23 protein-coding genes are annotated in these 26,163 nt (G+C 64.5%); 14 read left to right on the plus strand and 9 right to left on the minus strand.

What is annotated here, in order from left to right; all coding sequences use genetic code 11:
• Positions 1-124: 124 nt before the first annotated feature.
• The 4 genes from pstA to ACSSVC_RS03175 form a co-directional block, all read right to left on the minus strand.
• A complete protein-coding gene (pstA, locus tag ACSSVC_RS03160; protein ID WP_346634780.1) occupies positions 125-1,795 on the minus strand; it encodes a phosphate ABC transporter permease PstA in 1,671 nt (556 codons plus the stop codon).
• A gap of 15 nt (positions 1,796-1,810) precedes the next feature.
• Positions 1,811-3,844 (minus strand): ABC transporter permease subunit, encoded by a 2,034-nt coding sequence (locus ACSSVC_RS03165; RefSeq protein ID WP_404940122.1) that lies wholly within the window; start codon positions 3,842-3,844, stop codon positions 1,811-1,813.
• Positions 3,845-4,334: 490 nt separating this feature from the next.
• On the minus strand, positions 4,335-5,318 hold the full coding sequence (locus ACSSVC_RS03170) for a phosphate ABC transporter substrate-binding protein PstS (RefSeq protein ID WP_016964962.1): 984 nt from the start codon (positions 5,316-5,318) through the stop codon (positions 4,335-4,337).
• A 187-nt stretch (positions 5,319-5,505) separates the two neighbouring features.
• Positions 5,506-6,804 (minus strand): MFS transporter, encoded by a 1,299-nt coding sequence (locus tag ACSSVC_RS03175; RefSeq protein WP_015637502.1) that lies wholly within the window; start codon positions 6,802-6,804, stop codon positions 5,506-5,508.
• Between the two features lie 394 nt (positions 6,805-7,198).
• On the opposite strand from ACSSVC_RS03175, the gene ACSSVC_RS03180 reads away from it, so the two are divergent.
• On the plus strand, positions 7,199-7,603 hold the full coding sequence (locus ACSSVC_RS03180; RefSeq protein ID WP_003229628.1) for an acyl-CoA thioesterase: 405 nt from the start codon (positions 7,199-7,201) through the stop codon (positions 7,601-7,603).
• A 58-nt stretch (positions 7,604-7,661) separates the two neighbouring features.
• Positions 7,662-8,561: a D-hexose-6-phosphate mutarotase gene (locus ACSSVC_RS03185; RefSeq protein WP_492611980.1), complete on the plus strand. Its 900-nt coding sequence runs from the start codon at positions 7,662-7,664 to the stop codon at positions 8,559-8,561.
• Between the two features lie 122 nt (positions 8,562-8,683).
• Here ACSSVC_RS03185 and ACSSVC_RS03190 read toward each other — a convergent pair whose 3' ends face one another.
• The 5 genes from ACSSVC_RS03190 to ACSSVC_RS03210 all read right to left on the minus strand — a co-directional run bounded on the left by ACSSVC_RS03190 (position 8,684) and on the right by ACSSVC_RS03210 (position 12,517).
• Positions 8,684-9,220 carry a DUF3299 domain-containing protein gene (locus tag ACSSVC_RS03190; RefSeq protein ID WP_346634778.1) on the minus strand — a complete coding sequence of 179 codons (537 nt, stop codon included), beginning with the start codon at positions 9,218-9,220 and terminating at the stop codon, positions 8,684-8,686.
• Between the two features lie 137 nt (positions 9,221-9,357).
• A complete protein-coding gene (locus tag ACSSVC_RS03195; protein ID WP_346634777.1) occupies positions 9,358-9,603 on the minus strand; it encodes a GlsB/YeaQ/YmgE family stress response membrane protein in 246 nt (81 codons plus the stop codon).
• Positions 9,604-9,709: 106 nt separating this feature from the next.
• On the minus strand, positions 9,710-10,792 hold the full coding sequence (locus ACSSVC_RS03200; protein WP_123472606.1) for a 5-(carboxyamino)imidazole ribonucleotide synthase: 1,083 nt from the start codon (positions 10,790-10,792) through the stop codon (positions 9,710-9,712).
• A gap of 11 nt (positions 10,793-10,803) precedes the next feature.
• Positions 10,804-11,295 (minus strand): 5-(carboxyamino)imidazole ribonucleotide mutase, encoded by a 492-nt coding sequence (gene purE, locus ACSSVC_RS03205; protein ID WP_011064291.1) that lies wholly within the window; start codon positions 11,293-11,295, stop codon positions 10,804-10,806.
• A 307-nt stretch (positions 11,296-11,602) separates the two neighbouring features.
• Positions 11,603-12,517: a LysR substrate-binding domain-containing protein gene (locus tag ACSSVC_RS03210; protein WP_253128993.1), complete on the minus strand. Its 915-nt coding sequence runs from the start codon at positions 12,515-12,517 to the stop codon at positions 11,603-11,605.
• 181 nt (positions 12,518-12,698) lie between these two features.
• On the opposite strand from ACSSVC_RS03210, the gene aspA reads away from it, so the two are divergent.
• From aspA to ACSSVC_RS03270, 12 genes are all read left to right on the plus strand, one after another.
• A complete protein-coding gene (aspA, locus tag ACSSVC_RS03215; protein WP_025131510.1) occupies positions 12,699-14,123 on the plus strand; it encodes an aspartate ammonia-lyase in 1,425 nt (474 codons plus the stop codon).
• 473 nt (positions 14,124-14,596) lie between these two features.
• The gene (locus ACSSVC_RS03220) at positions 14,597-14,953 is read left to right on the plus strand and encodes a DUF6124 family protein (RefSeq protein ID WP_346634776.1); all 357 of its coding nucleotides are present in this window, start codon (positions 14,597-14,599) and stop codon (positions 14,951-14,953) included.
• Between the two features lie 204 nt (positions 14,954-15,157).
• Positions 15,158-15,883, plus strand: a complete 726-nt coding sequence (locus ACSSVC_RS03225; protein WP_492611981.1) for a hypothetical protein — start codon at positions 15,158-15,160, stop codon at positions 15,881-15,883.
• A 93-nt stretch (positions 15,884-15,976) separates the two neighbouring features.
• On the plus strand, positions 15,977-16,624 hold the full coding sequence (locus ACSSVC_RS03230; protein ID WP_346634774.1) for a hypothetical protein: 648 nt from the start codon (positions 15,977-15,979) through the stop codon (positions 16,622-16,624).
• A 45-nt stretch (positions 16,625-16,669) separates the two neighbouring features.
• On the plus strand, positions 16,670-17,689 hold the full coding sequence (locus ACSSVC_RS03235; RefSeq protein WP_346634773.1) for a beta-ketoacyl-ACP synthase 3: 1,020 nt from the start codon (positions 16,670-16,672) through the stop codon (positions 17,687-17,689).
• Positions 17,689-18,696, plus strand: coding sequence for an NAD-dependent epimerase/dehydratase family protein (locus ACSSVC_RS03240; RefSeq protein ID WP_492611982.1), 1,008 nt, complete (start codon positions 17,689-17,691; stop codon positions 18,694-18,696). Before ACSSVC_RS03235 ends, ACSSVC_RS03240 begins: the two co-directional genes overlap by 1 nt.
• Positions 18,693-19,547 carry an MBL fold metallo-hydrolase gene (locus ACSSVC_RS03245; RefSeq protein WP_320335334.1) on the plus strand — a complete coding sequence of 285 codons (855 nt, stop codon included), beginning with the start codon at positions 18,693-18,695 and terminating at the stop codon, positions 19,545-19,547. Before ACSSVC_RS03240 ends, ACSSVC_RS03245 begins: the two co-directional genes overlap by 4 nt.
• A complete protein-coding gene (locus ACSSVC_RS03250; protein ID WP_492611983.1) occupies positions 19,537-20,895 on the plus strand; it encodes a F390 synthetase-related protein in 1,359 nt (452 codons plus the stop codon). Before ACSSVC_RS03245 ends, ACSSVC_RS03250 begins: the two co-directional genes overlap by 11 nt.
• Complete coding sequence (locus ACSSVC_RS03255; protein WP_492611984.1) at positions 20,883-22,037, plus strand: ATP-grasp domain-containing protein; 1,155 nt, start codon at positions 20,883-20,885, stop codon at positions 22,035-22,037. Before ACSSVC_RS03250 ends, ACSSVC_RS03255 begins: the two co-directional genes overlap by 13 nt.
• Positions 22,034-23,173, plus strand: coding sequence for a hypothetical protein (locus ACSSVC_RS03260; RefSeq protein WP_492611985.1), 1,140 nt, complete (start codon positions 22,034-22,036; stop codon positions 23,171-23,173). The genes ACSSVC_RS03255 and ACSSVC_RS03260 overlap by 4 nt, the downstream gene beginning before the upstream one ends.
• Positions 23,170-24,186, plus strand: coding sequence for a Rieske 2Fe-2S domain-containing protein (locus ACSSVC_RS03265; RefSeq protein ID WP_492611986.1), 1,017 nt, complete (start codon positions 23,170-23,172; stop codon positions 24,184-24,186). Before ACSSVC_RS03260 ends, ACSSVC_RS03265 begins: the two co-directional genes overlap by 4 nt.
• Positions 24,187-24,627: 441 nt before the next feature.
• Positions 24,628-26,067, plus strand: coding sequence for an alanine/glycine:cation symporter family protein (locus ACSSVC_RS03270; protein ID WP_346634767.1), 1,440 nt, complete (start codon positions 24,628-24,630; stop codon positions 26,065-26,067).
• Positions 26,068-26,163: the final 96 nt, after the last annotated feature.

Here is a 26,163-nt window from a genome sequence, read left to right on the forward strand (position 1 = left end):
ATCAGGCCTGCGGTGACATCATTCTGTTTGTAGGCGCCGGCTTGCCGGCGAAGAGGCCTGCAGGCCTTGTGTCGTCCTTGCGGACGCCTTCGCTGGCAAGCCAGCTCCTACGCAAGCCAGCCGATCAGCTGTCCAGTGCCTTGTATTTTTCCCGCAGGTGGTTACGAATCCATACGGCCGACAGGTTGAGCGTGGCGATCACCAGCACCAGCAGCAGCGCGGTGGCGTACACCAGCGGCCGCGCCGCCTCGACGTTGGGGCTCTGGAAGCCGACGTCATAGATGTGGAAGCCCAGGTGCATGATCTTCTGGTCCAGGTGCAGGTACGGGTAGTTGCCGTCCAGCGGCAGCGACGGCGCCAGTTTCACCACGCCCACCAGCATCAGCGGCGCCACTTCACCGGCGGCGCGGGCCACCGCGAGGATCATGCCGGTCATCATCGCCGGGCTGGCCATGGGCAGCACGATCTTCCACAGGGTCTCGGCCTTGGTCGCGCCCAGGGCCAGAGAACCTTCACGCACGGTACGGGGAATCCGCGCCAGGCCTTCCTCGGTGGCCACGATCACCACCGGCACCGCCAGCAGCGCCAGGGTCAGGGAGGCCCAGAGCAGGCCCGGGGTGCCGAAGGTCGGCGCCGGCAGGGCTTCCGGGAAGAACAGACGGTCAACCGAACCGCCCAGCACGTAGACGAAGAACCCCAGGCCGAACACGCCGTAGACGATGGCCGGAACCCCCGCCAGGTTGTTCACCGCGATGCGGATCACCCGGGTCAGGGCGTTCTGCTTGGCGTATTCGCGCAGGTACACCGCCGCCAGCACGCCGAACGGGGTGACGATCATGGCCATGATCAGGGTCATCATCACCGTGCCGAAAATCGCCGGGAAGATGCCGCCTTCAGTGTTGGCTTCACGCGGGTCGTCGCTGAGGAATTCCCAGACCTTGCTGAAGTAGAAGCCGATCTTGGTGAAAGTGCCCATGGCGTTCGGCTGGTAGGCGTGTACCACCTTGCCCAGGCCGATCTCGACTTCCTTACCGTTGGCATCACGAGCGGTCAGGCTGTCGCGGTTGAACTGGGCGTGCAGGTCACTCAGGCGCGCCTCGATGTCCTGGTAACGGGCATTGAGTTCGGCACGCTCGGCGTCCATGTCGGCCTGGGCCGCGGCGCTCATCTGGCCATCCAGCTCCAGCTTGCGACCGTGCAGGCGGATGCGCTCCAGACCGGCGTTGATCGCGCCGATATCGGATTTCTCCAGACTCTTGAGCTGGGCCGCCAGCTTGTTCACCCGGTCGATCCGCGCTTGCAGCTCGGGCCAGGCGGCTTCGCCTTCGGCAATCACCTTGCCGCTTTCCTTGACGTTGACCAGATAGCCGTAGAAGTTGCCCCACTCACGGCGCTCGATGGCCATCAGCTCTTTCGGATAGCTCTGGTTGGTCAGCCACTCGCCGACGATCCAGGTGAAGTCGTTGCCGTTCAGGTCACGGTTGCCGACCTTGATCAGCTCGCGGGTCATGAACTCCGGGCCCTGGTCGGGCACCGGCAGGCCGGCACTCTTGAGGCGCGCCCGGGGCACTTCTTCCTTCTGTACCACTTCACCGATGACCAGATGGTTGGCCTGGCCCGGCACGTCGTAGTGAGCGTGCACCAGGTCCGCCGGCCAGAAGTGGCCGAGGCCGCGCACGGCGATCACCGCCAGCAAACCGATGGTCATGATGACCGCGATGGACACCGCGCCACCGCTGATCCAGACGCCCGGGGCGCCGCTCTTGAACCAGTCTTTTAGGGAGTTCTGTTTCACAGACTTCTACCTTTCTTAAAGCGACGAGTATTTCTTGCGCAGACGCTGACGAATCAGTTCTGCGAGGGTGTTCATGACGAAGGTGAACAACAGCAGCACCAGCGCCGAGAGGAACAGCACGCGGTAGTGGCTGCCGCCGACTTCCGATTCGGGCATTTCCACCGCGACGTTGGCGGCCAGGGTGCGCAGGCCTTCGAACAGGTTCATTTCCATGACCGGGGTGTTGCCGGTGGCCATCAGCACGATCATGGTCTCGCCCACGGCGCGGCCCATGCCGATCATCAGCGCCGAGAAAATCCCCGGGCTGGCGGTGAGGATCACCACGCGAGTCATGGTCTGCCACGGCGTGGCACCCAGGGCCAGGGAGCCCAGGGTCAGGCCGCGGGGTACGCTGAACACGGCGTCTTCGGCGATGGAGTAGATGTTCGGAATCACCGCGAAACCCATGGCCAGACCGACGACCAGGGCGTTGCGCTGGTCGTAGGTAATGCCTAAGTCATGGGAGATCCACATGCGCATGTCGCCGCCGAAGAACCAGTTCTCCATGAACGGGCTCATGTACAGCGAGAGGAAGCCGACGAAGATGATCACCGGGATCAGAATCGCGCTTTCCCAGCCTTCCGGCACTTTCAGGCGCAGGGATTCGGGCAAACGGCTCCAGGCGAAACCCGCCACCAGGATGCCGATCGGCAGCAGGAGCAGCAGGCTGAAGATGCCCGGCAAGTGGCCCTCGACATAAGGCGCGAGGAACAGCCCGGCGAAGAAGCCGAGGATCACCGTCGGCATCGCTTCCATCAGTTCGATCACCGGCTTGACCTTGCGGCGCATGCCCGGGGCCATGAAGTAGGCGGTGTAGATCGCCGCAGCCACCGCCAGCGGAGCCGCCAGCAACATGGCGTAGAACGCCGCCTTCAGGGTGCCGAAGGTCAGGGGCGAGAGGCTCAGCTTGGGTTCGAAATCGGTGTTGGCCGCGGTGGATTGCCAGACGTATTTAGGCTCGTCGTAGTTCTCGTACCAGACCTTGCTCCACAGCGCGCTCCAGGACACTTCCGGGTGCGGGTTGTCCAGCAGCAGCGGTTGCAGCTTGCCGCCGGCCTCGACGATCACCCGGTTGGCCCGTGGCGACAGGCCGAACAGGCCCTGGCCGTCCACCACCTGATCCACCAGCAGGGTGCGGTGGGCAGTGCTGTGGAACACCCCGAGCTTGCCGGCGGCGTCCAGGGCAACGAAGCCCTTGCGACGCTCTTCGGCGGTGATTTCAAGGATAGGCGCGGTGCCCATCTGGAAGGTGCGGATCTGTTTCAGGCGCAGTTCGCCATCCGGGTCGCGGGCCATGAACCACTGAGCCAGGCCGCCCTTGGAGGTGCCGATGATCAGCGAGATGCCGCCCACCAGCTGGGTGCTGGCCGTGACTTCGGTGTTGGCATCTTCCAGCAGCTTGTAGCGACCGTTGAGACTCTTGTCGCGCAGGCTGAACACGTCGGCCTGGGCCCGTCCATTGATCACATACAGCCATTGCTGGCGCGGATCGATGTACATCGCCTTCACCGCCTCGGTCATCTGCGGCAGCTCGATGCGGCTCTGCTCGCTGGTGACTTCGCCGGTCATCATGTTTTCTTCGCGGGTCAGCTTCAGCACATGCAGTTGCGAACCGGTGGAACCGGCGATGATCAGCGACGAGTCGGTGGCGTTGAGGTTGACGTGTTCCAGCGCGCCGCCCTGCTCGTTCAGGGTGATCGGGGTGTCGCCGTAGGGGTACTCGATGGCCGGCGAGATGGTCTTCTTGCCGTCCGGGTAGCTGACCTTGTAGGTGTGACGGAACACCAGGGCCTGGCCGTTGGACAGGCCGACCACCACCAGCGGATTGCCGGGCTGGTCCTTGCCGATGGAGGTGACGCTGGCGCCCGCCGGGATCGGCAGGTCGACCTTGCGCAGCTCGGCACCGCTGTCGATGTCGAAAAACAGCGCCTGGCCCTTGTCGGAAACGCGCATGCCGACCTGATTCTGCTCTTCCAGAGAGAACATCAGCGGCTTGCCGGCGTCCTGCATCCAGGCAGGCGTCAGAGGGTCCTTGGCGGTCAGCTCGGCCCCTTGGAACAGCGGCGCGACGACGTAGGCGAGGAAGAAGAAGATCAGGGTGATCGCACCCAGCACCGCCAGGCCGCCGACAAGGACGTACCAGCGAGTCAGACGATCTTTGAGCGCGCGGATGCGGCGCTTGCGTTGCAGTTCAGGCGTATTGAAGTCAATGCGCTTGGGGGGAGAAGTCGTAGTCATGGGGGAGTTGGCCAGATCATTCATGCGCACACCCTAGCGATCCTGTATGACAGAAAGATGACAATGCAGTGACGCAACAAATCCGCCGCGTGGCAGAGCCTGCAGCGGACAGAAAAATGAGGTTGCAGGAGCCGACTCACCGGCGAACAGAGCCTTGAGCGCTAGTCGCCCTGAAGGGCGCTTTCGCTGGCAAGCGGAACGCCGCCCGGCCAGCTCCTACGAAAACCAGAAGGTCCGGGGAGCCCGGACCTTCTGCGGCGGCTTATGCGCCTTCTTTCAGACCCAGGTCAGCCAGGGCCTTGGCGGCCACCTTGGCTGGCAGTGGGATGTAGCCGTCTTTCACGACCACTTCCTGACCCTGTTTGGACAGGACCAGTTTCACGAACTCGGCTTCCAGCGGGGCCAGAGGCTTGTTCGGGGCCTTGTTGACGTAGACGTAGAGGAAGCGCGACAGCGGGTACTTGCCGTTCAGGGCGTTTTCTTCGGTGTCTTCGATGAAGTCGCTGCTGCCTTTCTTGGCCAGGGCCACGGTCTTCACGCTGGCGGTCTTGTAGCCGATGCCCGAGTAGCCGATGCCGTTCAGCGAGGAGCTGATGGACTGCACCACCGACGCCGAACCGGGTTGCTCGTTGACGTTAGGCTTGTAGTCGCCTTTGCACAGGGCTTCTTCCTTGAAGTAGCCGTAGGTGCCGGATACCGAGTTGCGACCGAACAGCTGAACCGGCTTGTTGGCCAGGTCGCCCTTCACGCCCAGGTCGCCCCAGGTCTTCACTTCTTCTTTAGCGCCGCACAGACGAGTCGAGGAGAAGATCGCGTCGACCTGTTCCATGGTCAGGTGCTGGATCGGGTTGTCCTTGTGCACGAACACCGCCAGGGCGTCCACGGCCACCGGGATAGCGGTTGGCTTGTAGCCATACTTCTGCTCGAAGGCCGCGAGTTCCGTGTCCTTCATCTTGCGGCTCATAGGGCCCAGGTTGGAGGTGCCTTCGGTCAGCGCGGGTGGCGCGGTGGCGGAGCCTGCGGCCTGAATCTGAATGTTGACGTTCGGGTATTCTTTTTTGTAGTTCTCGGCCCACAGGGTCATCAGGTTCGCCAAGGTATCGGAACCGACGCTGGACAGGTTGCCCGACACACCAGTGGTCTTGGTGTAGCTCGGGATAGCAGGGTCAACAGCGGCAACCGCGTGGGCAGTCGCAACGCCAGCGGCGACAAAGGTCATTGCCGCCATCAAACGCTTCAGTTTCATGCCTTACTCCTAGCAGATAGGGTGTGTTAAGTCGGGGCCAAGTATCTGTAGGCCGTGTGAACACTCTATGTCCGGAATATGACAATTAGATGAAAGGCCAGCATTCCTCAACGGAAGCTGGCCTTTGCTTATTGTGTCGGTAGGAGCCGGTTGGCCGGCGAACCCATCTAAATGGGCATCAAGCCTGTCAGCGGCCCTTCTTCCACAGGTACAGCCCCACCAGCAGGCCAATGCCGCAAATGATTGCCACATAGTAGGCCGGGCCCATCGGGCTCTCCTTGAGCAGCCAGGTCACCACCATCGGCGTCAGGCCACCGAAGATCGCGTAGGCCAGGTTGTAGGAAAACGACAGGCCGCTGAAGCGCACCGCTGCCGGGAACGCCTTGACCATTACATAAGGCACCGCGCCGATGGTGCCGACGAACAGGCCGGTCAGGGCATACAGCGGGAACAGCCACTGCGGGTTGTCCAGCAGGCCGTGATAGAAGGTCCAGGAGGTGGCCAGCAACAAGGCGCTGCCGAAGACGAAGACCTTGCCGGCACCGAAACGGTCCGCCAGGGCTCCGGAGGCGACGCAACCCAGACTCAGGAACACGATCGCCAGGCTGTTGGCTTCCAAGGCAGTGATGGCCGGGAATTTATAGACGGTCTGCAGCACCGTAGGAGTCATCAGGATCACCACGATGATCCCGGCGGACAGCAGCCAGGTCAGCAGCATGGAAATGACGATGGCGCCACGGTGGTCGCGCAGCACCGCCCGCAGCGGCAGCTCTTCGGCCAGGGCCTTGCGCAGTTGCAGTTCGGCGAACACCGGGGTTTCGTGCAGCAGACGGCGCAGGTACACCGAGAACAGACCGAACACCCCGCCCAGCAGGAACGGAATACGCCAGGCGTAGTCCGCCACTTCCACCGGGGTATAGATGCTGTTGATCGCGGTGGCCACCAGCGAGCCCAGGAGAATCCCGGCGGTCAGGCCCGAGGTCAGGGTGCCGCAGGCATAGCCGATATGCCGCTGGGGCACGTGTTCGGAAACGAATACCCAGGCGCCGGGCACTTCACCGCCGATGGCCGCGCCCTGGATCACCCGCATCAACAGCAACAGGATCGGCGCCCACAGGCCGATCTGCGCGTAGGTCGGCAGCAGGCCCATGATCAGAGTCGGCACCGCCATCATGAAGATGCTCAGGGTGAACATCTTCTTGCGCCCCAGCAGGTCGCCGAAGTGGGCCATGACAATCCCGCCCAGGGGCCGCGCCAGGTAACCGGCGGCGAAGATGCCAAAAGTCTGCATCAGGCGCAGCCACTCAGGCATGTCCGCCGGGAAGAACAGCTTGCCGACCACGGTGGCGAAGAACACGAAGATGATGAAGTCGTAGAACTCCAGCGCACCGCCCAAGGCAGACAGCGACAGGGTCTTGTAGTCACTTCGGGTCAAGGGACGGGCGGGCTGCGCTGGCTGCGCGGCGCTCGAGGGCACAGTGGTCATGGCAAGGGCTTCTCTTATTAGTCGGTTCTGGAAGCCGCAACAGCGCTGGTTGGGGCCTGGCAGGTTCGGCACGATAGCAAATTGTTCGAATGCGTACACAGCGGCGCACAAATGACTCACAAATTTGCGAACTGAGTGGGTCGTCGCGGAGTCTATCGACCGATATACTCGCAAACCTCGAAGCGCAAAGCCGCTTCTGGCAAGGGTTGCTGTGCGAAAGCGCTGCTGCGCGCCCCAGTCCATGGACAGTGCCAGTCGATTTCGCAGAGTTTCTCTTTAGCACGCCTTAGAAAGAACGTGACGAACGTAGTATGTTCGGGCTGAATCGTTTTTCCTGAAGACGGCTATTCACCTGAAGTACCCATGAAGCGTCACGGGTCAGAGGCCCCCCGGCATGATAGAGCTCGAACAAGAAGATCCAATCCCGCAAGGCGACCTGGCCCTGCAAATCACCGCTTTGCCCCGTGAAACCAACGGCTTTGGCGATATTTTCGGCGGCTGGCTAGTGGCGCAGATGGACCTGGCGGGCACCGCCATGGCCAGTCGCGTTGCTGGTGGCAGGGTGGCCACCGTGGCCATCGATCGCATGGCGTTCCTGGTGCCAGTGGCAGTGGGCGCGCAGCTGTCCTTCTATACCCAGACCCTGGAGATCGGCCGCAGCTCGATCCAGATGATGGTGGAAGTGTGGAGCGACGATCCCCTGTCCAGCGAATGGCGCAAGGTCACCGAAGCGGTGTTCGTATTCGTCGCCATCGACGGCAGCGGCCGCACCCGTTCGGTCCCGCCCCGCGCGCGCTAAACCTGGAGGCTGTTATGCGGTCCATAACAGCCCAAACCTTGCGAACGAGATCAGCAGCATGCCTACGCCCCACGTTGAAACGGTGAAACTGGATGAACTGAACTGCTGGCGCATTCGCCACGGTGACGCCGAACTGTTGGTGGCCCAGCAAGGCGCGCACATCCTCAGTTATCAAGTGGCCGGGCAACAGCCGCTGATCTGGCTCAACGACGAGGCGCAGTTCAAGACTGGCAAAAGCATCCGCGCCGGGGTTCCGGTGTGCTGGCCCTGGTTCGGCAACTTTGCGCGCAACCCGCAAAGCGTGCAGGCCATGCGCCAAAGTGCTGAGCCGGCGCCTGCCCACGGTCTGGTGCGGGCCTGCGACTGGGAACTGCAAGGCATCGAGAGTGAAGGCGACAGCTTGCTGGTGCATCTGCGCCTGCCCTGCCCCGCAGGCGGCTTCCCCGGCTGGCCCCATCAAGTGGAACCGAGCCTGAGCATCCGCCTCGACGAGCAACTGCACATCAGCCTTAGCAGCCATAACCTGGGCACTGAAAGCGTGAGCATCAGCCAGGCACTGCACAGCTACTTCGCGGTCAGCGATGTGCGCAAGGTGCAGGTCGAAGGCCTGGACGGACTGAACTACATCGAAACCCTGGAAGACTGGACCACCAAGGTCCAGAGCGGCGCCCTGCAGTTTAGCGGCGAGACCGACCGTATCTACCTGAACGTCCCGGCACAGCTGGATATCGTCGACCCGGACTGGCAACGACGGATTCGCCTGAACAGCGAAGGCTCGCGCACCGCAGTGATCTGGAATCCCTGGATCGACCGCGCCGCGCAATTCAGCGACATGGCCAACGACGGCTGGCAGCGCATGCTGTGCATCGAGACCGCCAACGTGATGGACGACATCGTCACCCTGGCACCAGGCGCCACTCACACCCTGAGCGTGAGCATCACTAGCGCCCCACTCTGACCTCAGCAGTCCCGTAGGAGCTGGCTTGCCAGCGAAGAGGCCCTCAAGACCATCGGCGTTCTTGAGGCCGCTTTCGCCGGCAAGCCGGCTCCTACCGCTCAGCGGCGTTCAAATGCGCCGCTTCAGAGATCCGATTCCTGAACCACCCGCACCTTCGCCGCATCCAGGGCGTAGGCCGCGTCGGCCAGGTCATTGCTGACCTTCTCGATCTTCAAGGTGCCCGTCACCCACAGCGGCGTGTAAATGTCATCCAGCTTCACGCCCTTGGGAAAGCGCACCAGCACCAGCTGGTTGGGCGGCGGTGGCGGCACGTGGATGCAGGCGCCCGGATACGGCACCAGGAAAAACAGCGTGCTGCGTCCCTTGGCATCGGCTTCCAGCGGCACCGGATAGCCGCCAAGGCGGATCTGCTTGTCATTCATCGCCGGCACGGTCTTGGTGGAATACATCACCGCCGGCAAGCCCTTGCTTTGCTTTAGGCCACCCTTGTCGGTGAAGGTGCCGTTGGCTTCGGGGGAGTTGTGGTCGATTTCCGGCATCTGCTCCAGGGCCTTCTGGTCCGACTTGGGCATCAGCTCCAGCCAGTCGGTTTCCGGCAGTTCGCCAGCTTGGGCCAGGCCACAGCCCAGCAGAACAAAGGTCAATAGAAGACGGCGCATGAGAGGGTGGCTCGGTCAAAAAGGAAGGACGTGAAAACCCGGGCATTCTAGTGCCCAAACCGTCGGCTGCGTTGAAGTTTCAGATGAAGAAAAGGGCTCCCCTCCGCACGAGCGGCAGAGGGGGCTTGCAGGCTGGATCAGCTTTTTTTGATAAAGCTGTAGATCACCAGCAGGACAATCGCGCCCACCAGCGCACCGATGAAACCGGCACCTTGGCCAACCTCATAGAGACCCAGAGCACGGCCACCATAAGTGGCTGCAAAGGAGCCGGCAACGCCCAGCAGGATGGTCATGATCCAGCCCATGCTGTCGTCTCCCGGTTTGAGGAAACGCGCCAGCAGACCAACGATCAAGCCGATGAAAATGGTTCCAATAATGCCCATGGCTGTTCCTCTGTAGGGGGGATCAAGCCAAAGCCTAGTCAGCACTTTGGCATCCTGCTATCAGAGAACGGCGGGAAACGAAGGTTCCCGCCAGCCGGAGGATTTGTTACTCGGCGATCAGCGCTTGCACCTTGAGGATCTGCGCTTGCAGGGTCGCCTGATCGGCGCAGCGCAGGTTGGCGTGGCCGACCTTGCGCCCGACCTTGAAGGCCTTGCCGTAGTGATGCAAATGGCAGTCGTCAATGGCGATGACTTTGTCCACCGGCGGCACTTCACCGATGAAGTTGATCATGGCGCTCTCGCCGACTTTGGCGGTGGAGCCCAGGGGCAGGCCGGCCACCGCCCGCAGGTGGTTTTCGAACTGGCTGCACTCGGCGCCTTCGGTGGTCCAGTGCCCGGAGTTGTGCACCCGCGGCGCAATCTCGTTGGCCTTGAGGCCACCGTCCACTTCGAAGAATTCGAAGGCCATGACGCCGACGTAATCCAGCTGCTTGAGCACGCGACTGGAGTAGTCCTCGGCCAGGGCCTGCAACGGGTGATCGCTGCTGGCTACCGACAGGCGCAGGATGCCGCTGTCGTGGGTGTTGTGCACCAGCGGGTAGAAACGGGTTTCACCGTCACGGGCACGCACGGCGATCAGCGAGACTTCGCCGGTGAACGGCACGAAGCCTTCCAGCAGGCAAGGCACGCTGCCCAGTTCGGCAAAAGTACCTGCGACGTCGGCGGCGCTGCGCAGGACCTTCTGGCCCTTGCCGTCGTAACCCAGGGTGCGGGTCTTGAGCACGGCAGGCAGGCCGATGCGCGCCACGGCAGCGTCGAGATCCGCCTGGGACTGGATGTCGGCGAACTCCGGGGTAGGAATCCCCAGGTCCTTGAACATGCTCTTCTCGAACCAGCGATCGCGGGCGATGCGCAGGGCTTCGGCGCTCGGGTAGACCGGCACGAACTGCGAGAGGAAGGCCACGGTTTCCGCCGGCACGCTCTCGAATTCGAAGGTCACCAGATCCACTTCATCGGCCAGCTGGCGCAGGTGATCCTGGTCGCCGTAGTCGGCCCGCAGGTGTTCGCCCAGGGCAGCGGCGCAAGCATCCGGCGCCGGGTCGAGGAAAGCGAAGTTCATTCCCAGCGGAGTCCCCGCCAGGGCCAACATGCGGCCCAACTGGCCGCCACCGATTACACCGATCTTCATCGTCAACAACCTCAGGCGACGCGCGGGTCTGGATTGTCCAGGACGCTGTCTGTCTGTTCAGCACGGAATTTTTTCAGCACCGCGTGGAACTGCGGGTGCTTGGCGCCCAGGATGCTCGCCGAGAGCAGGGCCGCGTTGATCGCGCCAGCCTTGCCGATGGCCAGGGTGGCCACGGGGATGCCGGCCGGCATCTGCACGATGGACAGCAGCGAATCCACGCCCGAGAGCATCGACGACTGCACTGGCACGCCCAGCACCGGCAGGTGGGTCTTGGCCGCACACATGCCCGGCAAGTGCGCCGCGCCGCCGGCACCGGCGATGATCACCTCGATGCCACGCGCCTCAGCCTCATCGGCGTACTGGAACAGCAGGTCCGGGGTGCGGTGTGCGGAAACCACCTTCACCTCGTAAGGGATGCCGAGCTTTTCCAGCATATCGGCGGTGTGGCTAAGGGTGGACCAATCGGACTTGGAGCCCATGATCACGCCAACCAGTGCACTCATCGTCGTGCCTCTTCTCTCTGGGCGCCCGCAGGCGCGTCAAAAACAACAAGCCACGCGAAAATGCGTGGCTTGACTGTACGAATTATGGCCGGACGAACCGGCCGAAGGCCGCGCAGTATACCGAAAAAGCCGCGCTAAACGCACTTTCGCCGACCATCTGTCGAACAAAGTATTTCCGGCGCAAAACCCCGGTTTTATTGACTCCCAGGTCAATCCCGTCCCCCTCGCAGGCGCTGGCTTGCCAGCGAAGAGACCCACCCTGCGATCACCACCCTCCCGGCCGACGCCTTCGCCGGCAAGCCGGCTCCTAGGTGGCCGCAGCTTGTGCGGCGGCGCCTTCCAGCTTGCGCCAGAGCAAGCGCACGTTGGCCTTGCGCACCAGGGCGCAGCGGTACAGGCGGATCTCCAGCGGCACATGCCATTGCGCGCCGCCGCAAACCACCAGTTCACCTCGGGCCAGTTCGGCACGCACGCTCAACTGCGGCACCCAGGCGATGCCCAGCCCTTCCAATGCCATGCTCTTGAGGCTGTCGGCCATGGCGGTCTCATAAACCGTGGTGAAACGCAGGTTGCGCTGGCGCAGCAGCAGATTCACCGAACGCCCGAGAAAGGCCCCGGCGCTGTACGCCAGCAGCGGCACGCTGGCCTCGCCTTCCAGGTCGAACAGCGGCTTGCCCTGGGGGTCGGCGGCACACACCGGGAGCATCTCGGTGTGCCCCAGGTGCAGCGAGGGGAAGATTTCCGAATCCATCTGCAAGGCGGCGTCCGGGTCGTAGAAGGCCAGCATCAGGTCGCAGCCGCCTTCGCGCAGGGCGTGCACCGCATCGCCGACGTTGGTGGCCACCAGCCGCGTGGCGATATTCAGTCCTTCATTGCGCAACTGGGCAATCCAGCGCGGGAAGAAGCCCAGCGCCAGGGAGTGGGCCGCCGCCACCTGCATCACCTCACCCTGCCCGCCTTCCAGATGGTGCAGGTGGCGTACCACCTCGCCGAGCTGTTCGACCACGGTGCGCGCGGTGACCAGGAACAACTGCCCCGCCGCCGTCAGTTCCACCGGCGTGCGCGAGCGGTTGACCAGGGTCAGGCCCAGGGCCGCTTCCAGGCTGCGGATGCGCCGACTGAACGCCGGCTGGGTCACGAAACGTCGCTCGGCAGCCTGGGAAAAGCTGCGGGTGGCGGCCAGGGCACTGAAGTCCTCGAGCCATTTGCTTTCCAGATTCATCACGTCCTCCCGGACACGCACCATTTTAGGTCACACGCTCGCCGACAACCCGGCGTCACACCGCCATTATGCCGAATATGCATAGCCCAGTGTTTAACAGCATTGGCCCAAAAATTCCCTTCGGCCTAGGATTCGCAGCGTTCCCGGCACAGACCGGGTCCCTACCGAGATGATCTTCGTCATGTCCTCCGCTGCATCATTCCGCACCGAAAAAGACCTGCTTGGCGTACTCGAAGTACCCGCTCAAGCGTATTACGGCATCCAGACCCTGCGAGCGGTGAACAACTTCCGCCTCTCCGGTGTTCCGATTTCGCATTACCCGAAATTGGTGGTCGGCCTGGCAATGGTCAAGCAGGCAGCTGCTGACGCCAACCGCGAGCTGGGTCAGCTCAGCGAAGCCAAGCACGCCGCCATCAGCGAAGCTTGTGCCCGTCTGATCCGCGGCGATTTCCACGATGAGTTCGTGGTGGACATGATTCAAGGCGGCGCTGGCACTTCAACCAACATGAATGCCAACGAAGTCATCGCCAACATCGCGCTGGAGGCCATGGGCCACAGCAAGGGCGAATACCAGTACCTGCACCCGAACAACGACGTGAACATGGCGCAGTCCACCAACGACGCCTACCCGACCGCGATCCGCCTGGGTCTGCTGCTGGGTCACGACGCCCTGCTGGCCAGCCTCGACAGCCTGATCCAGTCGTTCGCCGCCAAAGGCGTCGAGTTCAGCCACGTCTTGAAGATGGGCCGTACCCAGCTGCAAGACGCCGTGCCGATGACCCTCGGCCAGGAATTCCGCGCCTTCGCCACCACTCTGGGTGAAGACCTGGCGCGCCTGAAGACCCTGGCCCCCGAGCTGCTGACCGAAGTCAACCTGGGCGGCACCGCCATCGGCACCGGCATCAACGCCGACCCGCGTTACCAGGCCCTGGCCGTGCAACGCCTGGCCGTCATCAGCGGCCAGCCGGTTGTTCCAGCTGCCGACCTGATCGAAGCCACTTCCGACATGGGCGCCTTCGTGCTGTTCTCCGGCATGCTCAAGCGTACCGCCGTGAAGCTGTCGAAGATCTGCAACGACCTGCGCCTGCTGTCCAGCGGCCCACGCACCGGCATCAACGAAATCAACCTGCCAGCGCGCCAGCCAGGCAGCTCGATCATGCCCGGCAAGGTCAACCCGGTGATCCCGGAAGCCGTGAACCAGGTAGCGTTCCAAGTTATCGGCAACGACCTGGCCCTGACCATGGCGGCCGAAGGCGGCCAGCTGCAACTGAACGTGATGGAGCCGCTGATCGCCTTCAAGATCTTCGACTCGATCCGCCTGCTGCAACGCGCCATGGACATGCTGCGCGAGCACTGCATCACCGGCATCACCGCCAACGAAACCCGTTGCCGCGAACTGGTGGAACACTCCATCGGCCTGGTCACCGCGCTGAACCCGTACATCGGCTATGAAAACGCCACCCGTATCGCCCGCATCGCCCTGGAAAGTGGCCGTGGCGTACTGGAACTGGTGCGCGAAGAAGGCCTGCTGGACGACGCCATGCTCGACGACATCCTGCGTCCGGAAAACATGATTGCCCCGCGCCTGGTTCCGCTGAAAGCGTAACCGCCGCGACACCGAAACATGCAACACCGCTCACCAGGTTGAGGGACTAGACACCTCTCACCTTTTGAGGGCTTGGAGCTTCGTCTCCAGGCCCTTTTTTTTGCCTGGAGAAAAGCAGAGTTTGTAAGGGGATGCCGTCCAGCATCGAAGCAGATTCGCTTTGTTTTGTAGGGCAAATCCGAGAGAATCCCCCACGCCTTTGAGCGCCTTGTACCCCTTCGAACGATCAGGCAGTCTCCCGGTGCCGCTGCCAAATCAGCGGCCCGGATGTGGAAGTTCGGACCTGGGTAAGCATGAGCGCTTATGAGCATGCTCGACGCATTGTCGTCGGCATCGCTTTATGGCGGTTGTGCGCGGGACACCTTCGGGTGTGCTGGGTTACTCAGTCCCGGTCTTCCACACCCTCGCACAACTGCCACCCCTCATGTGGAAGTGAGCTCGGCAGTCCGTTAACTACTGAGTGAGTGACCGTCATGAAAAAGCTCGTCCCCGATCCACCCTTGTCTACCGATCATCCACGCCGTGACCCGGAGCTGGACCGCGCCAACGCCAACCTGCTGGCCGCCTTGCACGGCACCCGTCATCGCCCCTTCGGCCTGCGCGATGGCCAAGGCCACCCGCTGTTCGCCGTGCAACCCCAGGTGAATGCCGAAGACGCCCTGATGCACGTCTCCCTGCTGCTCAAATGCGCCGAAGAGGTGTCCGATGAAATCACCGAACGGGCCAGCGGCATCGAACGCGGACTGATCTGGTCCATGGTGCACTCGGTTGAAATGGCCCGCGCCGTGGTGGACGCCCTGCTCGACGGCGCCCGCCCCGGCCCCGCCTAAAACACCGCCCCGTAGGAGCTGGCTTGCCAGCGAAGAGGCCCGCCCTGCCTTCAGCGGCATTCCGGCTGACGCTTTCGCCGGCAAGCCGGCTCCTACAGGTCTTGCGAACATCGTGGGGCCCTTGTTTTAAACCAGCACAATCCATCGCCCAAGGTGGATAATCGCCCCTCCCAAACATCCGCCATCCCCGAGGCACCGCAGTCGATGGACCCGACGCACACCCAAGCCCTGCAACAGCTACGCAAGCTGATCCCCATCGGCCTGCGCCACGCCCAGGCCCTGCTGGAACGCTGCGCAGGCGATCCGCAGCAAGCCGCCGAGCTCTACAAAGCCGAGCTGTTGCAGGTGCTGGTAGACAAATCCGGCTTGCCCCCCGAACAAGCCCGGGAATACCTGCTCAACGCCGGCTACGACCTGAACCGCGCCCTGCACGCTATAGAAGAAGCGCGCTTCACCCTGACCCAGCGCATCCTGCGCAAGCATCACCGAGACAAAGGCCAGGCCCTGGACCTGATCGCTCAGGCCATCGAAACCGCCGAGCAACTGCCGCGCCAGTACTGGCTGGATTTCGAACGTCTGGAACAACTGCCCCCGGCACCGCGTTGCTTCATGGTGCTCCACGAGTGGCTGGCCTTCGAGGACTGGGAGGGTTTCGACAGCGCCCTGCACTTTCACCTGCCCCAGGCGATCGCTCAGTTCAGGCTCCTGCAACTGGACGCCCTGGCAGACACCCTGGAACAGGCCGATCAACGCCAGCAACAGTTGCGGTCCGCGCAGGGCGCAAGCGACAGCGCCACCGAGCTGGCGGCTCGGGTCAATCAGGACCCGCTCTTCAACCGTTGCCAGGACAGCTACCGCCAACATCGATCCCAGCTCGACGAGCGTCTGTTGGAGTGGGTGGTACTGCATCAGCAAGCATTTCCCGCCTGAGCGGCACGGTCGCCGCTCACGCCACTCCTCGTCACACCCCAGAAGCCGGTAGACTGCCGCCCTCACCGAACACGGACCTCGGATTCAGCCCCCATGGAATTGCACTACAGCATCACCCCCGCCCACACCGACGCCTGGATTGCCGAACCGCTGAAGCAGGAACTGCTCAAGGATGATCAGCAGCATGTCCGGGCCATGACCACATTTGCCCGGTGGCAAAGCCGCTTTATCGGTCCCGTGATGTTCACCCTGTGCCTGGTCGGCGGCTGCCTGTCGATCTACTTCCCCGAGCGCAACTTCACCCCGGAGAAGGTCATCGCCATGGTGGCCTTCGCGTTGATCTTCATCCCCCTGTGGTGGCGCTTTTCCGGGCGCTGGATCAAGCACCTGCAAGCCCGTATTGCCGCCACCCCGATCAAACCCCAAGCGCCGTTGCGCGGGTTGAGTCAGCGCCTGATCGAAACCCGGTTGCGGGCCGTCGAAGGCACCTATTACCTGAATTTCGACGATCAGGGCTTCACCCTGCTCAACGCCCGCGGAGGTCAGAGCAGCCTGGCCTGGAAGCAGATTGTGCATGTGCAGGAAATAACGGATTTCTACCTCGTGGCTGACGCCGATATGGCCCGCGAGGGCATGGCCTGTTTCATCGCCAAACACAGTGACCTGATGCCGGTCGAGGAATACCAGCAAAAGCTGCAGGGGTTTCTGAGCAAATGCCCAGTGGCGCCGTCAGCCCACTGAGCACACCTCGCAACGCCCCCTCGACGCCCCACAAACGGAATTTGCATGCACACATCAGCGTCCTCCCCCCGCCCTGCCCGCGCGCTGGCCATCCTCGGCACTGGCCACGCCCTGCCGCAGCAGGTGGTCACCAGTATTGAACTGGACAGCCAGCTCGGCCTGGAAACCGGCAGCGTAGCGCGCATCAGCGGAGTGCAGCAGCGCCACGTCGCCGGCCCCGCGGACACTGCCGCCAGCCTCGGCGCCAGCGCCGCGCTCCAGGCCCTGCACGCGGCGGGCCTGGAGCTGGATCAGCTGGACCTGATCGTCTGCGCCAGCGGCACCATGGACCAGGGCATGCCCTGCAATGCGGCGCTGCTGCAACGAGAGCTGGGCCTGGGGCAGTCGGGCATTCCGGCCATGGACATCAACGCCAGTTGCCTGGGCTTTATTGCCGCCCTGGACACCCTGTCCTGGCCGATCCAGGCCGGGCATTACCGGCGCGTACTGCTGGTGTGCGCCGACATCGCCTCCTGTGGCCTGGACTGGCAGCAGGTGGAAGTCTGCGGCATCTTCGGCGACGGTGCGGCAGCGGTGGTGCTGGAAGCGGGCGACGGCGGCCCGAAGATCCTCGCCTCGCGCCTCAAGACCTACGCCGAAGGCGCCGCGCTGTGCCAGATCCCCGCCGGCGGTTCGCGCTTTCATCCGCGGCGCATCCAGGTGCCGTTCGAGCCCCTGACCAGCTTCGCCATGCAGGGCAAAGGCGTGTTCCGCCTCGCGGCCAAGTACCTGCCCGAACTGATGGACGATTTGCTGCAGCAAGCCGCACTGCCCCTTGCGCAGATCGACTGGATCATCCCCCATCAAGCCAGCCAGCAAGCCATGCAGCACGCGGCCAAGCGCCTGAGCCTGGGGCCGGAGAAGGTCATCGATATCTTTGCCCAGCATGGCAATCAGGTGGCGGCGTCCCTGCCCACCGCTCTGGACATCGCAGTGCGCGACGGGCGCATTCAACGCGGGCAAACCCTGATGCTGATCGGCACCGGCGCGGGCCTGTCCCTCGGCGGCATGATCCTGGAGTTTTGATGAAGATCCTGGTCACCGGCGGCACCGGTTTTATCGGACGGCATCTGGTCTGGAAGCTAGCCGCCGAAGGCTGCGAGGTGCAGTTCAGTGGGCGCAACCCCGAGGCAGCGGCGCAAGTCATTGCCCACAGCCCGGCGCCCGTGCGCTGGCTACCCCTGGAGCACGGCAGCCCGTTGGCCAAACGCCTGCTGGCCGATGCCAGCCGCGAGCATGACGCCATCGTCCATTGCGCTGCGCTGTCTTCGCCCTGGGGTTCGCCCCAGGCGTTTGCCCGGGCCAACCTCGACTCCACCGCCGAGGTGATCCACGCCTGCAGCAAGAACCGCATTGCGCGGCTGGTGCATATCTCCACCCCGAGCCTGTACTTCAACTTCAGCGACCGCTTGGGTATCCGCGAAGACCAGCCGCTGCCAGCCCCGGTGAACGACTACGCCCGCAGCAAGGCCCAGGCCGAAACCCTGCTGGCAAACGCCAAGTTGCCCGAATGCGTGATCCTGCGGCCCCGGGCGGTGTTCGGCCCCTGGGACGCGACCCTGATGCCGCGCCTGCTGCGGGTGATGCAGCGCGGGGCGATTCCGCTGATGCGCGGCGGCCAGGCACAGCTGGACCTGACCTGCGTCGACAATCTGGTGCACGCCGTGTGGCTGGCGCTGACTCGGCCCCTGCCGCGCCCGCTGTGCGTCTACAACCTGAGCAACGGCACGCCCCTGGCCTTCAAGGACCTGCTGCAACAGATGGCCGAGCACTTCCGCCTGCCCCTGCGCACCCGTCGCCTGCCCTGGCCTCTGGTGCATGGCGTGGCGCGCCTGCTGGAGCTCAAGGCGCGCCTGGGCAACGGCGCCGAACCCTTGATTACCCGCTACGGCGCAGGCGTCCTGGCCTTCAGCCAGACCTTGGACATCAGCGCCATCCAGCGCGAGCTGGGCTACCGCCCGGTGATCAGCCAGGAACAGGGCATCGCCCAGCACGCCCAATGGTGGCTGGCCCAACAGAGGCAAAGACCATGAGCCGCCGCGTGAGCTTGAAGATCCTGCGGGCCGGCTGGTGCCAGCACCTGGAATGCATGGCCGACCGCGGCGGGCGCCTGGCGCCGGTGCAGTTTCCGGCGCTGTGCGGGCTGATCCAGCACCCGGACCACGGCTGGATTCTGTACGACACCGGCTACGCCGAGCACTTCTTCCAGGCCACCCGCGCCCTGCCCGAGCGCCTGTACCGCAGCGCGGTGCCGGTGCAGTTGCCGGTGGTCGAGCAGTTGGGCGCGCAGTTGCATGAGCTGGGCATCGGCCCGGGGGATATCCGCTACGTGATCATTTCCCACTTCCACGCCGACCATATCGCCGGCCTGCGGGATTTTGCCAATGCGCGCTTTATCGCCCTGGAGGCCGATTACCGACATATCGACAGCCTGCGCGGTCAGCGTTGGCGCGCCACCCTTGGCGGCCATCTGCCGGGCTTGCTGCCGGACGACTTCAGCGCCCGTCTACGCCTGGCTGAAGCCAGCCCCAGCTGTGCGCTGCCGGGCTGGATGGCGCCCTTCGAGCAGGGCCTGGACCTGTTCGGCGATGGCAGCCTGATCGGCGTGCCGCTGCCCGGGCACAGCGAAGGCCAGTTGGGCCTGTTCATCCCCGACGCCCAGGGCCGGCCGGTGTTCCTGGTGGCCGATGCTTGCTGGTCGGTGCCGGCTTGCCGCGCCGAGCGCCTGCCGGCTGCACCGGCACTGTGGTTTGCCAGCGCCGACCGCCAGCAATACGTACGCACCTACAGCGGCCTGGGCCAACTGATCCGCCGCGAACCGGCGGTGGCGGTGCTGCCGTCCCATTGCACCCAGGCCTGGGAGGCGTTCAGCAATGAACAGTGAGCGTCTTGTGGGCACCCTGCGCAGCATCGGCGCCTTCGTGTTCAGCCGCTACGCCCTGCGCTTTCGCCGTCGCGAGCGGCTGGAAGCCTGGCAGGCCCGGCGCCTGCGGCACTTCATGGCCCGGGTCATGCCCCGTGGCCAGCGCTTCAAGGGGCTGACCCACGACGACCTGCACCGCCTGCCGATCATGGACAAGACAGCGCTGATGAGCGACTTCGCCGGCTTCAACACCCGCGCCCTGAGCCTGGAACAAGTGTTGCCGGTGGCCCTGCAGGCGGAACGTTCCCGGGACTTCAGCCCGACCCTGGGGGACATCACCGTGGGCCTGTCCAGCGGCACCTCGGGGGCCCAGGGGGTGTTCCTGGTCAGCAGCGTGGAACGCCAACGCTGGGCCGGCATCCTGCTGGCGCGCACCCTGCCCCGGGCCCTGCTGCCACAGCTGCTGTGCCCCTGGCTGGCGCCACTGCGGATCGCCTTTTTCCTGCGGGCCAACAGCCGCCTGTACACCACCCTGGCCAGCCGCCGCATCGACTTCGCCTTTCATGACCTGACCCTGGGCCTGGCCGCCTCCCTGGAACGCCTCAACCAACAGAACCCGGACGTGCTGGTGGCCCCGGCCACAGTGCTGCGGGGGCTGGCCCAGGCGGCCCTGGCCGGGCAGCTGACGATCCGCCCACGGCACATCCTGTCGGTGGCCGAAGTGCTGGAAAGCACTGACGCCGAGCGGGTGCAGCAAGCCTTCGGGCGCAAGCCGCAGCAGATCTATCAGGCCAGCGAAGGCTTCCTCGGCTACACCTGCGAGGCCGGCACCCTGCACCTGAATGAAAGCCACCTGCACATCGAGCCGCAATGGCTGGACCCTGAGCACACGCGCTTCCAGCCGATCATCACCGACTTTTCCCGGCGTACGCAGCTGATCGTGCGTTATCGCCTCAACGACATTCTGCGGGTGGCCAGCGCGCCCTGCCCCTGTGGCCGTGCGGAGCGGGCCATCGCCGCCGTGGAAGGCCGCGCCGACGAAATCCTCTGGCTGCCGCGGCTCGACGGCCAGCAGTTGGCACCGCTCTACCCCGACGTATTGCGCCGGACCCTGCTGATGCTTGGGGCGGCGCTTGAGGAATACCAAATCCACCAGCGCGGGCTGCTCTGGCAGATCAACCTGCACACCCGCGGCGACTACCACGGGCTGTGCCAGCGCTTGAGCGAGGCCCTCGCCGAGCTCTGCGCGCAACAAGGTCTGCAGATGCCGGAGCTGAGCTTCGGCCACTGGCAGGCGCCGCCGCCACAGACGAAAAGACGCCGCCTGCTGATGCTGCAACTTCCCGAGGGACTGCCATGCGTGTATTGATTCTCGGCGCCCGGGCCCCGGCCTGCCTGGAGTGGGCCCGGGCCTTCAGCCAAGCCGGCTGGACGGTGACCGTGGCCGATTCCCTGGCCCAGCCCCTGAGCCGTTTCAGCCGCGCCGCCGAGCACTTCGTGCGCCTGCCGGAACCGCGCCACAACCCCGAAGCCTGGATCGAGGCCCTGGCCGCGGTCATCCGCCAACAGGCCATCGACCTGCTGCTGCCCACCTGCGAAGAGGTGTTCTACCTGGCCCACGGCCTGGAGCGCCTGCGCCCGCTGTGCCGGGTGTTCACCAGCGATTTCGACCTGCTGCACCGCCTGCATCACAAGGGCGATTTTGCTGCCATGACCCAGGGCTGGGACGTAGCCGCGCCGCCGACTCAGGTGCTGCATGACCCGGCCGCGTTGCAAGCACTGGCGGCAGAGCACGATGCCCTGGTGTTCAAGCCGGCCTATTCGCGCTTCGCCTCCCAGACCCTGATCCGCCCGAGCCCGGCGCAACTGGCGAAAGTCCGGCCCAGTAGCGATGCGCCCTGGGTGGCCCAGCGCTTTGTCCCCGGTCAGGAATACTGCAGCTTCAGCGTGCTGGTGGACGGCCAGTTGCGCGCCCACAGCAGCTACCAGCCGCGCTACCGGGTCGGGCGCGGCTCGGGGATCTACTTCCACAGCTGCGCCCCGGCGCCGATCCGTGCGTTCCTGGAACAGTTCGGCCAGGCCACCGGCTACACCGGGCAAGTGGGTTTTGACTTCATCGAGGACCCACAGGGCCGCTTCCATGTCCTGGAGTGCAACCCCAGGGCCACCAGTGGCGTGCACCTGTTCGACGATCAGCGCGTGCAACTGGTAGCGGCACTCGGCAGCCAGGCCGACGCAGCACTGCAGGCCACCCTGGAACCACGGATGATCGCCCTGGCCATGCTGCTTCTGGCCGCGCCGCAACGGGCCTTGAGCCGGGAGTTCTGGCGCGACTACCGACAAGCTCGGGACGTGATCGTCCAGGACGGCGATCGCGGCCCACTGACCGCCCAGCTGCTGAGCCTGACGGAAATCATCGGCCGCGCCCTGACCCGGCGCTGCGGGCTGCTGGCCGCCTCCACCGCCGACATCGAGTGGAACGGCCAGCCTCTGGGGGCGCCGCGCCCATGAAATTGTTGATGCCCGAGCAACTGGCCCTTGAGCCCCCGAGCACCGGCGAAAGCCACGCCCGGCAGTACGTGCGCACCTGCGCCGGCGGCGCGCTGATCGGCAACGTCAGCACCGCCCTGGCTCTGCTGGATACCGGCCGCCAGCAGTTCCCGGTGAGCATCAACCACGGCCACGACCCTGTGGATAACTGCTACGTGGTGTCGCCGCAAACCGCCTACAGCGGCTACGCCCGGGAAGAACTGCAGCGTCTGCAACGGCCCTGGCTGGCCTGGCCGCTGAAGCTGCTGACCCAGGGCGTGGACCGGCTGCTGAGCGCGGCCAAGGTCGACCGTTTGGTGCAGGTCAACAACTGGCTGCTGTCGACCAACCTCTACCCGGCCGACTGGGATGGCGCCGAGCTCCCGGCGATCACCGAACTGCTGCGCCGGGAATTTCCCGACCACGGCTTCGGCTTCCGCTCGCTCAACGACTTCAGCAACCTCGAACTGCGAAAGCGCCTGCAAGCCCTAGGCTACCTGGCCATTCCCAGCCGTCAGGTGTACCTGTTCGACGGCCGCGACGGCGAGGATTCAGCCTTCCTGCGCCACCACAACACCCGCCTGGACGCCACCCTGCTGCGCCGCAGCCCGTATATGGTGGTGCCCGGCAGCGAACTGAGCGAGGCCGACTTCCAGCGCATCGAGCAGCTGTACAACCTGCTCTACCTGGACAAATACAGCCGCCTGAACCCCCACTACAGCGCCCAATGGCTACAACGCGGGCAGGCCGAGGGCTGGCTGCAAGTGCGTGCCCTGCGCAACGCCGAAGGGCGCATCGACGGCGCCCTGGGCTGGTTCGCCAACAGCGCCCTGATCAGCACCCCCATCGTCGGCTACGACACCGCCCTGCCCCAGCGCACCGGCCTGTACCGGCAACTGACAAGGCTGTGCCTGCAAGAGGCGGCGAACCGTCGTCAGGTGCTCAACTTCAGCTCCGGCGCGGCGGCCTTCAAGCGCCTGCGCGGCGGCCAGCCCGAAATCGAATACAGCCTGATCCACGTCGCCCACCTGCCCTGGTCGCGGCGCCTGGTGTGGCAACTGATGGGCCTGCTGCTGCAACGGATCGGTGTACCGCTGATGAGGAAGCTCAAATTGTGAACAGTCACTCGGGCTGGTGGCCCGTCGCCCAGAGCCGGCAGCTGCAACGTAAACCCCTGGCCTGCACCCTGCACGGCGTACCGCTGGTGCTGTTTCGCGACGCCGACGGCGCCGCCGCCGTGCTGCCGGACCGTTGCCCTCATCGCTTCGCGCCGCTGAGCGCCGGCCGGGTGCGCGACGGGCAGATCCAGTGCCCCTACCACGGCTGGCGTTTCGATCCCCAGGGCCGTTGCACTCAGTTGCCCGGCCAAGAGCAGCAGCGTTGCAGCCAACCCTTGCTGCAACCCCTGCACAGCTGCGAAACCCAGGGGCTGGTGTGGGCCAGCCTCGCCAGCGAGCGGCCGAATCAGCCCCCGGTGGCCGCCGCCGAGCAGGCCCAGGCCCTGGATGTGTTCTGGATCAGCGACCGGGTGCAGTGCAGCTTGCAGGACGCCGCGGAGAACTTCCTCGACGGCTTCCACACCCACTTCGTACACGCCGGATGGATTCGCCACGACCGCCAGCGCCAGCGCATTCGCGCCTGGGTGCATCGTCTGGAAGACGGGGTCGAAGCGCAGTACAGCGAGGAAGGCACCCAATCCGGACTGATCTCCCGACTGTTCGAAGGCGAGCGCGGCCTCAGCATGGGCCGCTTTCGCCTGCCGGGGCTGGCGGAAATCGAATACCGCGACCGTCAGGGCCGGCTCAACCTGCTGGTGAGCGCCTGGCTGAGCCCGGCCGCCGAGGGCGAACTGCGCCTGTTCGCCCGCATCGCCACGGCCCGCGGCCGCCTGCCGGGCTGGCTCAAGCGCGCTGTGCTGCAGCCCTTGTTCAAGGTGATCCTGAAACAGGACCGGCAGATCCTGGAAAAAGTCAGCGCCAACCAGCATCGCTTTGCCCAGGTGCCGCTGCGCTGGCAGCGGCCCACCCCACTGGACAGCTCGCTGGATCTGCTGGGGCCGTGGATTCGCCAATTACTGGAACAAGGTGAACTGAACAACTTCCAAGAACGCCGAGAGGAATTCTGGCTGTAATCCCGTAGGAGCCAGCTTGCCGGCGAACCAGACCTCAAGACCGGTGCCGTTCAAACGGGCCCATTCGCTGGCAAGCCAGCGCCTACGGCGGGCAGCAGTATCGCGGGGGTTATGCGGGCCCCTTGGGGCCCCTGTTCGCGGGGTTTTGCGGGGCGTGACAAGAACCGATTCAGCCTCCCGCCCCGCCTGCCGTTCCTCGGCTCGACGCGCTACATGCAGACGGCGAGCCCGCGCACCGGTATAGTGCGCCCCCTCTTCACGTGGACAGCCGTCGGTAACAAGGCTCAAACCCACGGGAAACCCGAACTAATAACAACCCGCGAATAGAGAACCGGGACGAACAATCGCCCCACCGCTTTGCCGTGCGTGCAATCAGCGGTGTAACAGAATGTTTCCGTCCGCTCTGCTTTTGCCTACACAAAAAACAGCGAGGAATAATCCATGCTCGAAGTCATCAACGACTTCCTCTCAGGGAAAGTGCTGATCGTGCTCATTGTCGGGCTCGGCAGCTACTTCACGATCCGCTCGCGTTTCGTTCAATTGCGCCACTTCCTCCACATGTTCGCGGTGTTCCGCGACAGCCTGAAAAGCAGCGGCGGTCAGCTCAGCTCGTTCCAGGCGCTGATGCTCAGCCTCGCCGGCCGGGTGGGCGCAGGCAACATCGCCGGTGTCGGTATCGCCGTGACCCTGGGCGGCCCTGGCGCGGTGTTCTGGATGTGGGTGACCGCACTGGTCGGAATGTCCAGCAGCTTCTTCGAGTGCACCCTGGCCCAGGTCTACAAGCGCGCCGACGGCGACGGCCTGTACCGCGGCGGCCCGGCCTACTACATCCAGCACGGCCTGAAGCGCAAAGGCATGGCGGTGGTGTTCTCCATCCTGCTGCTGGTCACCTACGGCTTCGCCTTCATCGGCCTGCAGTCCTACACCGTGACGCACTCGCTGCAGGACGCCTTTGCCTTCGACCCAAGCCACACCGGCATCGTCCTGGCGGTGCTGCTGGCCATTACCTTCATCGGCGGCATCAAGCGCATCGCCGCAGTGTCCGACCTGTTGGTCCCGATCAAGACCCTGGCCTACATCGCCGTGACCCTGTACGTGATCGGCACCCAGATCGAACAAGTGCCGGCCATGCTGGAGACCATCATCAAGAGCGCCTTCGGTCTCGACCCGGCCTTCGGCGGCCTGCTCGGCAGCGCCATCGTCATGGGCGTGAAGCGTGGCGTGTTCGCCAACGAAGCGGGCCTGGGCAGTGCACCGAACGTCGCCGCCGTGGCCTCCGTGAAGCATCCGGGCGCCCAGGGCGTGGTCCAGGCTTTCAGCGTGTTCCTCGACACCTTCGTGATCTGCACCTGCACCGCGCTGCTGATCCTGCTGTCGGGCTTCTACACCCCGGGCTTCGAAGGCGACGGCATCGTCCTGACCCAGAACTCGCTGGCCGCCGTGGTCGGTGACTGGGGTCGCCTGTTCGTCAGCGTCGCGCTGTCGCTGTTCGTCTTCACCTGCATCCTCTACAACTACTACCTGGGCGAGAACAGCCTGCAGTTCCTCACCCGCAACCGCACCGTGCTGATGCTATTCCGCGGCCTGGTGCTGGCGCTGGTGGTATGGGGTTCGATGCAGGACCTTTCGACCGTGTTCGCCTTCGCCGACATCACCATGACCTGCCTGGCCTTCGTCAACCTGGTGGCCCTGGCCATGCTGTTCAAGGTCGGCCTGCGCGTGATGCGCGACTACGACGAGCAGCGCCGCGCCGGCGTCGACCAGCCAGTGTTCGACTCGCGCAAATTCGCCGATCTGGACCTGGACCTGAAGGCCTGGCCCGCCGAACCTTCGGCCCCCGCCCAGGCCGAGCCGCAAGGCGTGCCCGCAGCGCAACGCTGACGGGTGAACGACGGGCGCATCCTCTGCACCCGTCGGTTACAGTGCGATAAATGTCGGAGCGGGCTTGCCCGCTCCCACAGGAACTCACCGTTTCGG

The sequence above is a fragment of the Pseudomonas sp. E1BtOHC1 genome (genome assembly GCF_058744285.1).

Bases quoted from the DNA above. Each gene is read 5' to 3' on its own strand.
- ACSSVC_RS03270 (WP_346634767.1), top strand. From the start codon at position 24,628: ATGCTCGAAGTCATCAACGACTTCCTCTCAGGGAAAGTGCTGATCGTG.
- ACSSVC_RS03225 (WP_492611981.1), top strand. From the start codon at position 15,158: ATGGACCCGACGCACACCCAAGCCCTGCAACAGCTACGCAAGCTGATC.
- ACSSVC_RS03230 (WP_346634774.1), top strand. From the start codon at position 15,977: ATGGAATTGCACTACAGCATCACCCCCGCCCACACCGACGCCTGGATT.
- ACSSVC_RS03200 (WP_123472606.1), bottom strand. From the start codon at position 10,792: ATGAAGATCGGTGTAATCGGTGGCGGCCAGTTGGGCCGCATGTTGGCC.
- ACSSVC_RS03240 (WP_492611982.1), top strand. From the start codon at position 17,689: ATGAAGATCCTGGTCACCGGCGGCACCGGTTTTATCGGACGGCATCTG.
- ACSSVC_RS03210 (WP_253128993.1), bottom strand. From the start codon at position 12,517: ATGAATCTGGAAAGCAAATGGCTCGAGGACTTCAGTGCCCTGGCCGCC.
- aspA (WP_025131510.1), top strand. From the start codon at position 12,699: ATGTCCTCCGCTGCATCATTCCGCACCGAAAAAGACCTGCTTGGCGTA.
- ACSSVC_RS03220 (WP_346634776.1), top strand. From the start codon at position 14,597: ATGAAAAAGCTCGTCCCCGATCCACCCTTGTCTACCGATCATCCACGC.
- ACSSVC_RS03175 (WP_015637502.1), bottom strand. From the start codon at position 6,804: ATGACCACTGTGCCCTCGAGCGCCGCGCAGCCAGCGCAGCCCGCCCGT.
- ACSSVC_RS03235 (WP_346634773.1), top strand. From the start codon at position 16,670: ATGCACACATCAGCGTCCTCCCCCCGCCCTGCCCGCGCGCTGGCCATC.
- ACSSVC_RS03165 (WP_404940122.1), bottom strand. From the start codon at position 3,844: ATGCAGGACGCCGGCAAGCCGCTGATGTTCTCTCTGGAAGAGCAGAAT.
- ACSSVC_RS03170 (WP_016964962.1), bottom strand. From the start codon at position 5,318: ATGAAACTGAAGCGTTTGATGGCGGCAATGACCTTTGTCGCCGCTGGC.
- ACSSVC_RS03255 (WP_492611984.1), top strand. From the start codon at position 20,883: ATGCGTGTATTGATTCTCGGCGCCCGGGCCCCGGCCTGCCTGGAGTGG.
- ACSSVC_RS03190 (WP_346634778.1), bottom strand. From the start codon at position 9,220: ATGCGCCGTCTTCTATTGACCTTTGTTCTGCTGGGCTGTGGCCTGGCC.
- ACSSVC_RS03260 (WP_492611985.1), top strand. From the start codon at position 22,034: ATGAAATTGTTGATGCCCGAGCAACTGGCCCTTGAGCCCCCGAGCACC.
- ACSSVC_RS03180 (WP_003229628.1), top strand. From the start codon at position 7,199: ATGATAGAGCTCGAACAAGAAGATCCAATCCCGCAAGGCGACCTGGCC.
- ACSSVC_RS03185 (WP_492611980.1), top strand. From the start codon at position 7,662: ATGCCTACGCCCCACGTTGAAACGGTGAAACTGGATGAACTGAACTGC.
- ACSSVC_RS03195 (WP_346634777.1), bottom strand. From the start codon at position 9,603: ATGGGCATTATTGGAACCATTTTCATCGGCTTGATCGTTGGTCTGCTG.
- ACSSVC_RS03250 (WP_492611983.1), top strand. From the start codon at position 19,537: ATGAACAGTGAGCGTCTTGTGGGCACCCTGCGCAGCATCGGCGCCTTC.
- purE (WP_011064291.1), bottom strand. From the start codon at position 11,295: ATGAGTGCACTGGTTGGCGTGATCATGGGCTCCAAGTCCGATTGGTCC.
- ACSSVC_RS03245 (WP_320335334.1), top strand. From the start codon at position 18,693: ATGAGCCGCCGCGTGAGCTTGAAGATCCTGCGGGCCGGCTGGTGCCAG.